The sequence below is a fragment of the Paenibacillus mesophilus genome, from assembly GCF_005938385.1.
Taxonomy (GTDB): Bacteria; Bacillota; Bacilli; order Paenibacillales; family NBRC-103111; genus Paenibacillus_AB; species Paenibacillus_AB mesophilus.
This window is the reverse complement of the sequence record NZ_VCRA01000041.1, coordinates 18,692-32,317: the sequence shown is the minus strand read 5'-3', so window position 1 is coordinate 32,317 and position 13,626 is coordinate 18,692. Positions and strand designations below refer to the sequence as shown.

The following is a 13,626-nucleotide window of genomic DNA, read 5'->3' as shown; positions in this document are numbered from 1 at the left end:
AGAAGGAACATTACGCTAAGTACTTTGGCTTAGAAATACCCAATGGTATTAAAAGGTTCTTGGCGATGCCAAATATCATGCCGTATTTACAGATTGCCCTTACCAGCGAGGCTGCCGTTTCATCGTCCATACGATCTTCAAGGAAACCGATCCAAAAGATAGGATGAACGTATATCAAAATCGCAAAACTAATTTACTCAATAGCCCGCACCCGGATAATCTTTGGTGAGCTCTTCCAACTCGTAATCCCACCAGATTCGGTTGATTCCGTTATTCACGTTGCTGATCGTATTGTTCCTCACAACGTAAATGTTCAAATCCCGATCCACATAAGCGTCGAGGTTATCGGCCATAAATAACGACGCTTCTTTAATGGTCGTTTCTTCGGTCAAATTACCGATTTTTTCATACGTTCCATCACCGTGCAGCCAGAAATATCCGGTATTTTTGGGGGCGGTGTCCTTTAGCCGGAAAAGCTCGTAAGCCTGAACAAGCAGCTTATCGTCCTCGTGATGGAGGACCCGAACGTATTGGGCATCCAGAATCTGATTCCAGCTGCGATGCGTTCCGTCTGCACCTACCCACAACACCTCTCCACGGTCCGAGCCCGTGCGTGCGGACAACCGGGTAGGCGAATTCGTCCATAGCCAGACCCCATCCTTCGACTTCCTTATCCCGGATACGCTTCTGGTGAAATCGGTCAGCTCTTGAACATTTCCTTGATGTACGATAACAAGGCGCTTGGAGGATGGCGTTCCTGCAGGATTACTCCGCCCGGTCGGAATTTGGAAGGTGAACACCTTCGTATCCGCTTCTAGCTCAATCACACTTTCCTCATACACAAACTGAACATTTTTAGTTTCCTCGCTTTGCCAGGCAAGCCGTCTGCTTTCTTCTTCCTTCTCAACCGAAATTAGCGGTGTATCGTCGTACCAGAGCTGATGATCCTTATAAACCGTCAGCTTCGGTTTAGATTCCACTTTGCCCGGCACATCCTCCGGCAAGGCCTGGCGGGAAGCCATAATTTGCTTGCTCTGTTCAACCGTCAGCAATTCCGGGGAACCCTCAAGACTCTTCTGTATGCGGAATATTCGACCCCTGACGTTGTGAACATAGGTATATAGATAATTCTCATCATCATAGATGATTCCAGACATGTATCGTCGTTGGTTTGTCTGGATGCTCAATCCGTCTACATCATTCCAGGTCAACTTCCATCTGAATTTATCAACTGCATAATCCCAGGTCAGCGGGAAATAGGTAATATCCTGAAACTCAAGGAGTGGGTATGTTTGCTCTAAGTTGTTAACTGCTTCCTGATTGACACTGACGGGGAACTCCGCCACATGGGCGGTATAACGATCGTAGCGAAATGAACCACCTTTTTCGAGCTCCGGTTTTACGCTCATCGGTGTTCCCAGATTGACGGATAGACCGTTCTCCTTACTCCAGTTCAATTGCAGCGCCGTCGCCTGACTGATCGACCAGGTCATCGGTATGTAAGTAATATCTTTATACGTCAGCAACGGATATTTCAGATGCGCATTGTCGAGTTGAATGCCGTCCAGCACCACCGGAAACGCCGGTAACGTTACAGTCACATTGCGTGATGCTGCATGTGCGGTTTCCCCCGCAATGGTGAATGTTAGGCCGAAGGCCAATATGGCGGCAAGCAGTAATGATTTGTGTATCATCATAGATAGTTCCACTCCTTATCCACGTAGACTCGATTTATCTTATCGTTATTTTTGACTGTCGAAGTTCTCAATAAGGTTCGGTTACCATATAAACAGCCTTGTTCTAAAATCGTTGTAGCCTACATTTATTCATTTCATTAACGGTTCTTCATACTGCTTCGTCACTTTCATTTGCCCGTCCTTTTCTTCGCTTACTGAAATAACCCAAATTTTCTTCACGGGATCCGCTCAGCTCTCGTTCTCCGTCCCTCAAAATTCCTGGAGCCTACTCTCAATCAGAAACCGCCTCAAAATCCAAGTCGGGTCCTTAATGGCAGGATTCGTCGTCGCCTGCATATCGGCGATGCTGGCGTCGGAGTTGGCCGTCAGGACGATAACGCTCTTCAGCTCGGGGATGACATAGACGTACTGCCCGCCGTAGCCGGAGGCGAAAGCATAATTCAATCCATCAGCGCAGCCAACCCACCACAGGTAGCCGTAGGCGGCGTAATCGGCCCAGCCGGTGGAGTGCTTTTGAAAGGATTCGTCGACCCATCCGGCAGGGAAGAGTCGCTGGCCGTTCCAGATGCCGTCCGCCAAATACAACTGGCCGAAGCGCGCAAGGATGCGGGGTGTAAGGAACATATTATTGCCGCCCCAGTTTAACCCTTCAGGAGACTGTTCCCATCGGACCGGGAATTGGATGCCGAGCGACCCGAATAACTTCCGGCGGAACCGGATGCCGAGCGGCCAGAATAACTTCCGGCTTGCGTAATAGGCAAGAGGAACCTTCGCTGCTTGTGTCAGAATTGCAGAAAGCAGATGCGTGGAACAAGTGCAGTAAAGGAAACGTTCGCCCGGCGAGTGGACGAGCGGCTTGTCAAGTATCGCGCCAATCCAATTGCTGCTTTTCCAGACCTCTAGCATCTCCGGGCTGTTCTCCTCGACATGTAAGCCATGCGTCATAGTTAGCAGATGCTTAACGGTAACTCCGTCGATGTTCGCAAGCCATTTCTCCGGCATCTTCGGAGCCAGGTCGGAGATAAACTGATCGACGGAAGCGATCAGACCGTCCCGAATGGCGATACCAACGAGCGCATTCATGACGCTCTTCGTGATGGATTTAATGCTGCAGGCAGCGGTCGGCTCGGCCGGCGGCTCGTATCGTTCGAAGACGAGCTGCGCATCCTTAACGATCAGGAGGCTGTAGAGGCCGGGAAACGTCTGGAGCAGCGTTTCATAGGCTTGGTTCAGTCGTAGTGCGTCTAGTTGGGTAGCCTTGGGTTCCATCAATGTGAACGGGACGGCTTCTTTGATTCGGTGCATCGGGTATCACTCCTATACTTTACGAATTCCGAATGGGACATGTTGATTCCTCATAGTTGAGCATAAAAGCAGCCGATCATCTGGTCGACTGCCGCCGTGTTATCTTTATTCAGCGGTCTTACCCGTCGGGTGCATTTATAGAAATACCTAATCGTTATCCCTGGATCTTTTATCTAGTAATCCCCTTTACCATTAAAAGATGATCCAACCACATATTAACATAAATTTCCGGCCGAATAGTATAGAAGGAAAAATGGATTTATGCTGGAGTGAGAGGGCATGTCAGATTACCAGAGAGCTTTCCACTCGACTGGAATTTATAGTATGCTAAATCATATGGGAGGAGTGGAATTTATGGTCAAACAACTGATCGTCGGCGATGCAACGCAAGAACTGGCTACTACGCGCCGCATTCTGGAACGCTTGCCCGAGGAGCATATGTCGTGGAAGCCGCACGAGAAATCGATGACGCTTGGCGGGCTGGCCACGCATCTGATCAACCTGCTGAACTGGCAAATCGCGATTTTTCAGTACCCGGAGTTCGATCTTTCGACCGTGCCGCTGCGGCGGGAGCCTTTGAAAAAAAGCGCTGACGTTCTGGAGGAGTTCGACGCGAACGTCGGCAAGTTTGAAAAGCTGCTCGCCGAATGCGACGAGAAAACGCTCGGCGAGGAATGGACGCTGCGCCACGGCGATCATATCATCCTACGCGAGCCGCGGGCGACCGCGCTCCGCACCTTCGGATTAAGCCACATGGTTCACCACCGGGCGCAGCTCGGAGTGTACTTGCGGCTTCTCGATATCCCGGTGCCGGGCACATACGGTCCCTCGGCCGACGAGGAAGCCCGATGAACTAAGTTTCTCGATCCGATACGCGCCAAACAGTCGAATATTTGTGTAGTCCCGCAAAGCAGCTGGCGGTGATAAATGGGATTATGCTGCCCGTTAACGTAATGAAGCAGCCGACCAAAAAGATCGGCTGCTTCTGTGTTTTCTATTGAACTATCGTGCCCGGGAGTTTAAAAACGTATAAAACAAGAAATTTAAGGTTTTCGTGATAGCCGATCGTATCGTAAAAAGCCGGCTACCTATATGTATCTTCTTGAGCTATCGTACTCCGTATCACTCAATCCTTTTTGCTGCCAGATTCCTGTATGCTTGATTGTTTTTCTTCGACTACCCGAATATAGTGCCCGTCCGGATCATAAAAGGTGAAATAACCGAAATCATTAGTAAATACAGGTTCTTTATCGATATGAGCTCCAGCTTGTTTAATCCGTTCATGCAAAGCAAGCAAATCATACGTTAACATCTCAACCATCGTTACGTGCCCCGTACTGCTTGTGATAAAGAATGAACGAGGAAATACAAACTTCAATTGTGTGACATTCTCCGGTTTGGTTTCCATCAAAAAAATACCCGGACCGTTTCCATTTTTCAATGCAACATGTGCCTCTCCAAACGAATAATCTGCTGAAATCAATTCATAGCCCAACACATCGCAATAAAAATCCACCGATTTTTTCAAATTTGTGACTGGAAATCTCATGCAGCAGTAACCGATCACATCTGCACCATTCGTCTTTTTGTTCAACATATTCTACCTCCTCTTTGATTAAGGCTAACCTCCGATCAGTTCACCCTCGGCTCCCAGCTTCTCTTCGTCCAACTGAGCCAAGTGCCGAAACTCGGGCGAACGGCTATACAGCTCATCATAGGAGCCGCTGTACTCCATCCGGCCCTTCGCCAGAAAATAAATGATATCGGCATTTTTGATGGTCGAAAGGCGGTGGGCGATGATGATCGTCGTTCTCCCTTGGCGATCGAGGTCAAGCGACTGCATCACCCGGCGCTCCGTCTCCAGATCGAGGGCGGACGTCGCTTCGTCCAGTACGAGGATTTCCGGATTGCGCAGCATCGCACGAGCGAGAGCGAGCCGCTGCCGCTGTCCTCCGGAAAGCGTGATTCCCCGTTCTCCCAGCATGCTGTCGTATCCGTCTGTCATGCGGACGATCGTTTCATGAATATGGGCCTTCCGGCAAGCGGCAATCATCTCTTCCTCCGATACCTCCATCCCGAATGTTACGTTTTTCCTTACCGTATCCGGAAAAAAGTACGGCTCCTGCAGCACGATCGCCAGTCTCCGGTTCCAATCGTCCGCGGCAATCCGTTCCAGCGGCTGTTCATTCACGAGAATATGGCCCTGGTCTGGCGGGAATGTCCTCAGCAGCATCTGCAACAGGGTCGATTTCCCGCCCCCGCTTACGCCTGCCAGCGCGATTTTGCAGCCAGCCGGAAGATCCATCGATAGTCCCTTGAAGACGGGGGCAGATTGAGACGGGTATGCAAAGTGGACGTTCCGGAAGCAGATCCGCTTGACGGGCTCCTCCAATCGAAGCGTGCCGGCATGAGACTCGGCTTGCCGCATAATGTCCTTCAGCCGTTCCGCAGAGGCGGCGCCGCGTGCCAGATCCATACTGAAATGAAACAGGTTTTGGAAAGAGTTGACCAGTTGAGCGATGTATTGATAACAAATCAGAAACATGCCAATGCTCAGATGCCCATAGATCACCGCATACCCCCCGAAGCCGAGGACGGCGACGTGGATGCCCCATTTGGCCGGCTCTGTCATAAACAGCTGCAGGTTACTCTTCCTTCCCTCTTCCATTACTTTGCCGAAATAGCGGCCGAACCGGGTATTGTACCGGTCCATCTCCCAGCTTTGTCGATGATAGGAGAGGACCTCCCGAGTCGAAGAGATTCCTTCCTCTATGACGATGCCCAGCTGGATCCGTTCGTCGTTGACCTCCCGGCTGATCCGTTTGATCATCGGTCCCGAATATTTTCCGACCAACACATAGAAGACGATGAGGCAACCGGTCACCAGAACGATGGCAGGACCCATTTGGCTTAAGATGATAAAAATCGAGAGGACATAGAAAAGATGCTGCAGTCCCCTCGGGATCCGGTTCGACAAAACCTGGGCGATCGAATCCGCATCATAGGTCATGTGGTGCACATAGGCCGATGTCCGTTCCTTCTGAAACACCGTCTGCGGCAGCCGCAAAATGGCATCCATCAGTCCGCGCGTAATCAGATGTTTGCTGTCCATTCGGTTGAGAAACACATAATGGGCTACCCGGATATAAAGAAGCATGAACAGGACCATCAGGACGACGAAAACGGCGATCAGCGCGGGCAATCGTTCATAGGCGCCGGTCATGATGACGTCGTCGACAAAAAATTTCTGAATTCCGGTTACTCCGAGAGTGACGAGGCATTGGGCAAGCATAAGCAGCAGCATGACTCCGTAATTTCTTTTATAGGGAGAAACGGACTGCCAATACCATCGGAGCTCGTTCTTCCACTTAGCCGGCTTCATATTCGTCACTCCCTTTCCAAAGCTCATAAAGTGCTCCGCGCCGCTGCATAAGCTCATCCCAGCTGCCGATTTCAACGATTGATCCTTGCTCCATGACCACGATCCGGTCGTAGTCCCGGATTGTGGACAGACGGTGGGCGACGGTCATGACCGTGGCTCCTTGCAAAGCTTTCAGCGATCGGACGATTTCCAGTTCGTTCTCCCGGTCAAGAGAGGAGGTCGCTTCATCGAGCAGGACGATGGGCGGGCGCTTAAGCAGCATGCGCGCCACGGAAATCCGCTGCTTCTGTCCTCCCGAAAGCTTCACGCCACGCTCCCCGATCCAGGTGGAGTAGTCGTCCGGCAGCTGCTCGATAAAGGAATGAGCTGCCGCATGCCGGGCGGCCGCCATGACTTCCTCCTCCGCAGCTTGGGGGTTTCCGAATAGAATGTTGTCCCGGATCGTGCTTCCAAACAAATAGGTTTCCTGAAACACATACCCCATGCTTTCACGCAGCTGCTGCAGCGACAACGAACGAATCGGGACTCCGTCCAGCAAAATCCGCCCCTCCTGCGGATCATAAAACCGGTTCAGCAGCTTCAGAACGGTCGTCTTGCCGCTGCCGCTTTCTCCTACAAAAGCGACACGCTCGCCCGGGCGAACCGTTAAATGAAAGTCACGCAGCACAGGGGTCCCGTCCAGGTAAGAGAACGAAACATGCTCGAACGCAATCTCCCCACGGATTCCTTCCAGATGAACGGGGGACGCCGTTTCCCGGACTTCCGGCTCCAGATGGATGAACCGGTGCAGCCGGTCGACCTGTACCATCATCATTCTCTGTTCCGTAACCGAACCGAAGAACGCCTGCATGAAGCCCATCATGCTGTAATAATAGAGCAGGAACGTAATGAATTCGCCGATCATGACCCGGCCGTGCCGGATCTCGAAGCCCCCGGCGATGAACAAAATAGCGGCGCCAACATAATGCGAGAAGTGGCGGAATGATTCGGAACGATACAAATAGGCGAGCATTTTGAGCCATTGCCGCGAATAGGCCTGGTATTTCCGGTCAATCTCCTGAAATACCCACCGTTCGGCCCCATATGCCTTGACCTCGGCAATCGCCGATACGGTGTCATAGATTTGCTTCTGATAATCGTTGTCCCGGTCGGACGCTTCCCGGCGATGAAGCCCGGTTTTCCGGTCCAGCGCGGGACCGATGAAATAATAAATCAAAAAAGCACCTAATGATACTAGCGTCAAAGCGATGCTCAAACTGAGCATCAGACCGATACAGAGCACGATGAACATGCCCCGGGACTGCATATTCGGAATGTGATGGCGGTACAGCTCCTGCACGGCGGATACGTCCGCCCGCAGCAGGTTCAGCGTCTCGCCGGACGGAGTATTCTCGAAGTAAGCATACCCAAGCCTACGCAGCTGACGGAAGGACAGCAGTTGCAAATCTCTGGAGCAGTACTCTTTCATTCGCCGCTCCAATAGGTTGCGGCCGGCCGTCAAGGCCAGCATGACAACGATCACCGCGCTTAAAACGAGCAGGAGCCGGTTCAGCGAGCGAAGATCGTTCGCGGGTATAATCCGGTCGATGATGATACCGATCATTTTGGGAATGGCCAGTTCGCCGAGCCCCATCAGAAGGCTGCAGACAACCAGCAGCAGAAGAATTCCCCCATAAGGCTTCATGAACCGGAGCATCCAGACGTACGGACGCGATCGCCCGGTAAAACGCTTCCATCTTGCCGATTGTGTCTCCATCTTTCACCCTTTCTTAGCTTCCTGCCGCTTCAATACGATTGCATGGTTCAGTGAGTGCCGACAATGGATCCGTACGCTTGGGAAATGCAGACGGTTAAAGGCCGATACACTCCCCCACAAATTTACCGCACATTTGTTCGCATGTAAACTTATTTTTCCATAATTTACGTATTAATCGCTTCCATTCAAGTATTTTTCAGCTTCCATAGGATGTTGTATTAAGTATGCTTTAAAAGCGTACTCCGTCGTTCAGTGAAAAACAGGTTTTCAAACATGACAATTATTGAACCAGTCCGGAGCATTATTATGTCTGAAGTCATGTGTTTCAATGATGTAACGAGTTCTTTCTTGAACGTAGGCTAGGTTATTAGAAGTTACGCTACCTAACTGACTCGCATGCTGGTTAAGAGCGACAAACAAATTATATTTACGCCAAAACGTGTCAGGTATTTTGCTGTTGAAGTACCCGTCAACTTGACCTTTCGCAAAGTATTTACTCACATAAATCGTGAACTTGGGTAATTTAAAAAATTCCTCAAAAGGGTCACCCCAATCATAGGAATCAAAATCAATAATTGAAATAGCTCCATTGTCGTTTACAATCATGTTTTGAGGGTGGAAATCATCATGTTGGAACGAAACCCTGCTGTCTTTTAATAAATGAATGTTATCTTTAATGTAATTTTCTATAAATTTCTGCTGATAAAATGTAAGACCTAATTTCTTGCACTCATCCATTTTCTTCTGGTACTTTTCTGTCCTTTTCCCGTACCAATCGAATGGTTTTAGTGGGGTAATTAAATGAATTTTCCTTAATTCCCTTCCAGCTAAAACCCCAAGACTATATTGCTCTTCAACACTCCTACTTGGTATGAATTTGTCGCCGCTCACTCCATTAAAATATGACAATACCATATAGCAAGCTTGATGCTCAGCATTGATTCCGAATTTGATTGGTCTCTGACATGATACATTATTATTGTAATGCCGTTTTAATAAATCAAATTCAACTTTACGTCTCTCTGCTTTTTCAATACCGTATACTTTTAATATGTACTTCGACACGTTATCCTTTGAGTAGAGTACATATTTTTTCGCAGTCGAAAATCCCTTGTTTAACTCTTCAAAATGAGTTATGGACGAACCTTGTAACTCGTCTATAATATACTGGACTAAACTCATACGAAGTCCCCTTAATGTTAATTTCCAGTAATTACTCGGTAAAGACTAATTATTTGCTAACATGTTGTACTAAACGGTTGTTACAATTTTCTAATATCCATTAGCGGAACGAGGCCGCCGATCGTTTCCGCGGCAACCTCGAGAGCAGTTTGTTCAACCATCGCGTCCGTTAACGTAATCTCGTTAGTTCAGTAATCTATTCTGTCCCTTAAACAATAGCTTTCTTGAAATAATAATGATTACTCCCGATCGGTGCTTCTTTAAATACTGCAACCTTTTTATAACCGTTCTTCAGATAAAAATAAGGTGCTTGAAAGCTAAAGGTATTAAGCTTAATGAATGTACAACTTTTTTCTTTAGCTATACTCTCAATAATATTTAACAGGCGGGTACCGTACCCCATGCCTCTAAGAGATTCCTCCACCCAAAGAATATCAATCTCAATCCAATTCCAACAAAGAGTAGCTAACAATCCACCAATGACCCGACCATCGTTATTCTTAACGGCGAGATTTATCTCTTCATACCGGGAACTTAAACTTTCAGGAACATGCTGTGCATTAAATTCGATCAGCCTTCTCCTTATGTATTCACTTTCCTCTTTATTTCCAAAAGAAATATCCGATTCGTTTGTCATGATAGCCCCACTTTCATTTATAAATACTGTTCCCAAGATAACGGATAATCGATTTTATGGAAATCAACTGTTTGTTGCGCAATGATGCCAGTTTGGTGAGCGAAGCAGCCGATCGATTCGCCGGCTGCCTCGTTGTGTCGTAATATCGAGCTTACTTTCTCCGTTCTCGGTTTAGTGAAGTCGGCTGGGATGCTCACTTGCCTTAAACATTCCCATAGAAAGAATAAGTCGATAATAATCTATTCTTGGGCACAATTACCATTGGAACTGATAATTTTGAAAAGATTGATTTGCGGTTGTAATATCAATCCATCTTATTTCAAGAATCTCATGATCAGGGTCAATACTTCCTAGTTCTCCATTAATGATTGATGAGGTGAATGTGAATATTAGGAGCGTGCTGTGCTGCACCTGTAAAAAATGCTTCTCTTACTGAGTAAAGACCTGTTACTTTTATATCGACGCCTGCTTCTTCTTTTGTCTCTCTGATAACGGCTTGTTCCAATGTTTCCCCAGGCTCTACCGCTCCTCCAGGCAAACTCCAGTCTGAGGAGCTCCCCCTTTTATTCCGTACCATCAGAACATTCTCTGATGTTTCATCAAAAATTAAGGCGCTTGCCACATCCACTCTTTTCAAACAAATCTCCCTCCGACTTTAACAGGTATTTTGTTTGATCGCTGACACGCTTTAATTAAGACGTAGGCATCTATTGCATTCATTCGAGCATTATCATGGGACGCATGCTGTATCCATTGATCTGTTGTCCTGTACATGATCTGTGTCCGCAGTATATCCTGATCGTTAAAAACAATGCTCGCGTTCCCACCAACTTTAAATGCTTCTACAAGAATTGCCTTCGCCAAGGCAGTGTGATGACCTTCCACTTCAACTAGCAAATACTCACCGATCTGCAGTTGAATCGAGTAATTTACCACCGTCCAGGCAAGCTTTTGACTCTCGGATCCATAATAACCAACCCAATCATGTGACTTTTACATAATAATAACATTTTTTACAACTCATAGATCCGGTGCTATTTGTGTATAAAAATAAAATACCCTTTAAAGTGTATTTTTAAAGTTAACAATAAAGAGCTAAGAACCTCAGTTGGAGCTGAATTGACATTCTGTCGTTAGGGTTGGTGCCGTCGATTATACAGTCCAACTTGATAGGTTCACACCAGATGCGATCTGTCTCTCTTTTCTTAACCAGTTCCTGCCCTATTTGCAGTGATTGACACTCATTTCATATACAGGTTCCAAGTGTCTTCAATATGCTCGAAGTTAGTAAACCCAATACTCTGATAATATCCTCTCGATTCAGGGGCGGATAGGGAAATTAATGTATTCCGTTCTAAACGGGATTTTAGGTGTTCGACGAGCCCTCTTCCGATTGCCCTTCCTTGATAGTGGGGGTCGACAGCAAGCCTCTTCAGGCAAATTCAACTGTTCCGTAACAATGAAGATGCCCAAAGGCGAAACCCAACTCCTAGCCCCACCAACGTGAAACATGCACTTAGTTTCAAGAGTAACCGGTTTACGAATACAAACCAAATTCCGTCGAGGCCATCTGGAGTTTATGATAAGTACGGCCTGAAACATCGGCAAAAGACTTTGCAGCACAGACCCGATTTTTTCTAAATGATGACTTTCAAGGAATCAATAAAGCAAACTCGGTTGAGTAAAAAGGGGTACTCGCTTAAACACCAGGCTTCTAATCGCATTAACCTGCCCAATAGATAAGCAAAGGCCGCCGAATGTTTCGGCAGCCTTTGCTTCCCGTTCACTTTACCTCTCCATAAACTTCCTTATCGTTAAAAAACTCCGTCAGTACCGGGGCCAGAGCCGCCGGTTTTACGATGTGCGTCTGCCCTTCTAACGTTCGATGCTCGGCGCCCGGCAGTGCCTTCGATAAAGCTTGCATCGCATTACGCATCCATGCGGGGCTCTTCCCGCCGGCGATTACAAGCGTCGGTGCGGCAACCGCACGCCATCGGTCCGCAGGCAGCGGCTTGCCTTTCTGATAGTCTATCGTCAGAATCGTATCATAGGGCAGCGTATGCGCGACAGCCTTCAGCTTCTTCCAAGCAGGCATGATGCGCATCATGGCGACGATCGGAGCCGGCACGCCGACTCCTTTCCTCATGAAATGCTTGACGGCTGCGCTTCGATTGTTCGAAGTAAGCAGCTCGTTCATCCGGGTGAGATAATGGTCCGGAACGGCCGAACGGCTGTCATCCACGATGAACGGCGCCTCGTACAAAGCCAATTTCTCGATGGCCGGCAGCCGCATAGCCGCCTCGAGCGCGAGAGCCGCTCCTGACGATATTCCATATACGTACGCGGATCCGCCGGCGGCTTGAATAATGGCTTCTATATCTTCCACCTCCCGCTCGATCGCGTAAGGCTTCTTCTCCTCGCTGTCGCCACGGCCGCGGCGATCGTAATTGTATACGGTGAACCGCTCGGCCAACCGTGCGGCAAGCGGCCCATTCGGGCCCGAGGCACGGTGGCAAAGGGCGCCGTCCACCAAAATAATCGCCGGTCCCTTGCCGACCTTGTCATAAGCGATCGCGGTGCCGTCTCTTGAAATGACTTTGTTCATGAGATTCTCCGTTTCTATTGTTTGACGATCTGCCACGTGATGCCGAATTTGTCTACGACTTCGCCGTAATAGGCCCCCCAAGGCTGAAATTCGAACGGATGCTTGACCGCACCGCCCTCGCCAAGATTCCCGAATGCCTCCCGGGCTTCGGCCTCGCTTTCGAATGCCAGCGCCAGCGCAATGCCGCGGCTGCCGCCGGCCGGCTCAAAGGAATCGGAAAGAAACAACGTATTGCCGCCCGCCACCGTCATCACCATGTGCATCACTTTGTCCTTGAGCGCTTCCGGCGTCCCCGGCATCTGGCCGTAAGTCATCACGGACCGAATTTCGCCGCCGATCGCTTTCCTATACAGTTCAGCTTGCGCTCTCGCATCCTCCGATATCACATAAGGGGTTAACAGTGCTTTCATGTTCATCAACCTTTCGTCTACGATTTGGATTTGGTTTGCCGGGCGAACCGGATGATCGCCGCTTAACCCGGCCTCTACTAACACAACGAACGGGAAACGACAAAATCGACAGATCCGAAAAAATAATTTTTATTTTTTGTACAGCATGTCAATCTGGTCGCGCAGGTCGGCCTCCATCGCCCGTAATATCGGATCGCGGATCAGCTCCGCCGCTTCGTAAACCCGGCGAAGCTCGATTTCGCCCTCGCCGAAGCCGTGGGGATCGGGCATGCGAATCGCCCATTCGTACGCCTCCTCCTCCGACTTCACCTCGATCAGCGTGATTCCCGCAATCAGCTCTCTCGCCCCCTCGAAGGGTCCAGGCGCCACTTTCGGTTTGCCGCCGGGTACGGGATACGTGATCCGTATTCCGCCGGAACTCGGATACAGCCCTTCGGCTGCAAGCAGCACACCGGCTCTTGCCAGCTCCTCGTTATACGCCGTCATCGCTTCAACGAGTTCCCGCGCGGGCCCCACTCCCGCCTCGGAATGCCGGGTCGCTTTGACAATCATCATAAAGCGCATCGTGTTTCTCCTCCTTCGTTCTGGTGGAGATCAAGCTGCCGGAGCCGGATGACCCGGGAACTTGACTCTACTCGGACGACGAACGAGA

The 13,626-nt window shown here is 49.2% G+C and carries 13 protein-coding genes; 1 reads left to right on the top strand and 12 read right to left on the bottom strand.

Going from position 1 to position 13,626, the window contains the following annotated elements:
- Positions 1-197: 197 nt before the first annotated feature.
- Together FE783_RS34475 and FE783_RS34470 are read right to left on the bottom strand one after the other, a co-directional pair.
- Positions 198-1,697 carry a hypothetical protein gene (locus tag FE783_RS34475; RefSeq protein ID WP_138883943.1) on the bottom strand — a complete coding sequence of 500 codons (1,500 nt, stop codon included), beginning with the start codon at positions 1,695-1,697 and terminating at the stop codon, positions 198-200.
- 249 nt (positions 1,698-1,946) lie between these two features.
- Entirely contained in the window at positions 1,947-3,002 is a 1,056-nt protein-coding gene (locus FE783_RS34470; RefSeq protein WP_138883942.1) for a serine hydrolase domain-containing protein, read from the bottom strand.
- A gap of 354 nt (positions 3,003-3,356) precedes the next feature.
- Here FE783_RS34470 and FE783_RS34465 point away from each other — a divergent pair, with 354 nt between their 5' ends.
- Complete coding sequence (locus tag FE783_RS34465; protein WP_138883941.1) at positions 3,357-3,854, top strand: DinB family protein; 498 nt, start codon at positions 3,357-3,359, stop codon at positions 3,852-3,854.
- 274 nt (positions 3,855-4,128) lie between these two features.
- On the opposite strand, the gene FE783_RS34460 is transcribed toward FE783_RS34465, so the two are convergent.
- The 10 genes from FE783_RS34460 to FE783_RS34410 form a co-directional block, all read right to left on the bottom strand.
- Positions 4,129-4,599 carry a VOC family protein gene (locus FE783_RS34460; RefSeq protein WP_138883940.1) on the bottom strand — a complete coding sequence of 157 codons (471 nt, stop codon included), beginning with the start codon at positions 4,597-4,599 and terminating at the stop codon, positions 4,129-4,131.
- Between the two features lie 24 nt (positions 4,600-4,623).
- Positions 4,624-6,384, bottom strand: a complete 1,761-nt coding sequence (locus FE783_RS34455) for an ABC transporter ATP-binding protein (RefSeq protein ID WP_158302188.1) — start codon at positions 6,382-6,384, stop codon at positions 4,624-4,626.
- Positions 6,371-8,140: an ABC transporter ATP-binding protein gene (locus FE783_RS34450; RefSeq protein ID WP_138883938.1), complete on the bottom strand. Its 1,770-nt coding sequence runs from the start codon at positions 8,138-8,140 to the stop codon at positions 6,371-6,373. Before FE783_RS34450 ends, FE783_RS34455 begins: the two co-directional genes overlap by 14 nt.
- A 267-nt stretch (positions 8,141-8,407) precedes the next feature.
- Positions 8,408-9,322 carry an aminoglycoside phosphotransferase family protein gene (locus tag FE783_RS34445; protein WP_138883937.1) on the bottom strand — a complete coding sequence of 305 codons (915 nt, stop codon included), beginning with the start codon at positions 9,320-9,322 and terminating at the stop codon, positions 8,408-8,410.
- A gap of 208 nt (positions 9,323-9,530) precedes the next feature.
- Complete coding sequence (locus tag FE783_RS34440) at positions 9,531-9,959, bottom strand: GNAT family N-acetyltransferase (protein WP_138883936.1); 429 nt, start codon at positions 9,957-9,959, stop codon at positions 9,531-9,533.
- A gap of 361 nt (positions 9,960-10,320) precedes the next feature.
- Positions 10,321-10,587 carry an NUDIX hydrolase gene (locus tag FE783_RS38770; RefSeq protein ID WP_274381473.1) on the bottom strand — a complete coding sequence of 89 codons (267 nt, stop codon included), beginning with the start codon at positions 10,585-10,587 and terminating at the stop codon, positions 10,321-10,323.
- Between the two features lie 613 nt (positions 10,588-11,200).
- On the bottom strand, positions 11,201-11,395 hold the full coding sequence (locus FE783_RS39075; protein WP_420799795.1) for a GNAT family N-acetyltransferase: 195 nt from the start codon (positions 11,393-11,395) through the stop codon (positions 11,201-11,203).
- Positions 11,396-11,742: 347 nt separating this feature from the next.
- The gene (locus FE783_RS34420) at positions 11,743-12,564 is read right to left on the bottom strand and encodes an alpha/beta fold hydrolase (protein ID WP_138883934.1); all 822 of its coding nucleotides are present in this window, start codon (positions 12,562-12,564) and stop codon (positions 11,743-11,745) included.
- A gap of 14 nt (positions 12,565-12,578) precedes the next feature.
- Positions 12,579-12,974: a VOC family protein gene (locus FE783_RS34415; RefSeq protein ID WP_138883933.1), complete on the bottom strand. Its 396-nt coding sequence runs from the start codon at positions 12,972-12,974 to the stop codon at positions 12,579-12,581.
- Positions 12,975-13,103: 129 nt separating this feature from the next.
- Entirely contained in the window at positions 13,104-13,538 is a 435-nt protein-coding gene (locus tag FE783_RS34410) for a YciI family protein (protein WP_138883932.1), read from the bottom strand.
- Between the last annotated feature and the right edge of the window lie 88 nt (positions 13,539-13,626).

Bases quoted from the DNA above. Each gene is read 5' to 3' on its own strand.
- FE783_RS34465 (WP_138883941.1), top strand. From the start codon at position 3,357: ATGGTCAAACAACTGATCGTCGGCGATGCAACGCAAGAACTGGCTACT.
- FE783_RS34440 (WP_138883936.1), bottom strand. From the start codon at position 9,959: ATGACAAACGAATCGGATATTTCTTTTGGAAATAAAGAGGAAAGTGAA.
- FE783_RS34470 (WP_138883942.1), bottom strand. From the start codon at position 3,002: ATGCACCGAATCAAAGAAGCCGTCCCGTTCACATTGATGGAACCCAAG.
- FE783_RS34460 (WP_138883940.1), bottom strand. From the start codon at position 4,599: ATGTTGAACAAAAAGACGAATGGTGCAGATGTGATCGGTTACTGCTGC.
- FE783_RS34475 (WP_138883943.1), bottom strand. From the start codon at position 1,697: ATGATGATACACAAATCATTACTGCTTGCCGCCATATTGGCCTTCGGC.
- FE783_RS34420 (WP_138883934.1), bottom strand. From the start codon at position 12,564: ATGAACAAAGTCATTTCAAGAGACGGCACCGCGATCGCTTATGACAAG.
- FE783_RS34450 (WP_138883938.1), bottom strand. From the start codon at position 8,140: ATGGAGACACAATCGGCAAGATGGAAGCGTTTTACCGGGCGATCGCGT.
- FE783_RS34410 (WP_138883932.1), bottom strand. From the start codon at position 13,538: ATGCGCTTTATGATGATTGTCAAAGCGACCCGGCATTCCGAGGCGGGA.
- FE783_RS34415 (WP_138883933.1), bottom strand. From the start codon at position 12,974: ATGAAAGCACTGTTAACCCCTTATGTGATATCGGAGGATGCGAGAGCG.
- FE783_RS34445 (WP_138883937.1), bottom strand. From the start codon at position 9,322: ATGAGTTTAGTCCAGTATATTATAGACGAGTTACAAGGTTCGTCCATA.
- FE783_RS34455 (WP_158302188.1), bottom strand. From the start codon at position 6,384: ATGAAGCCGGCTAAGTGGAAGAACGAGCTCCGATGGTATTGGCAGTCC.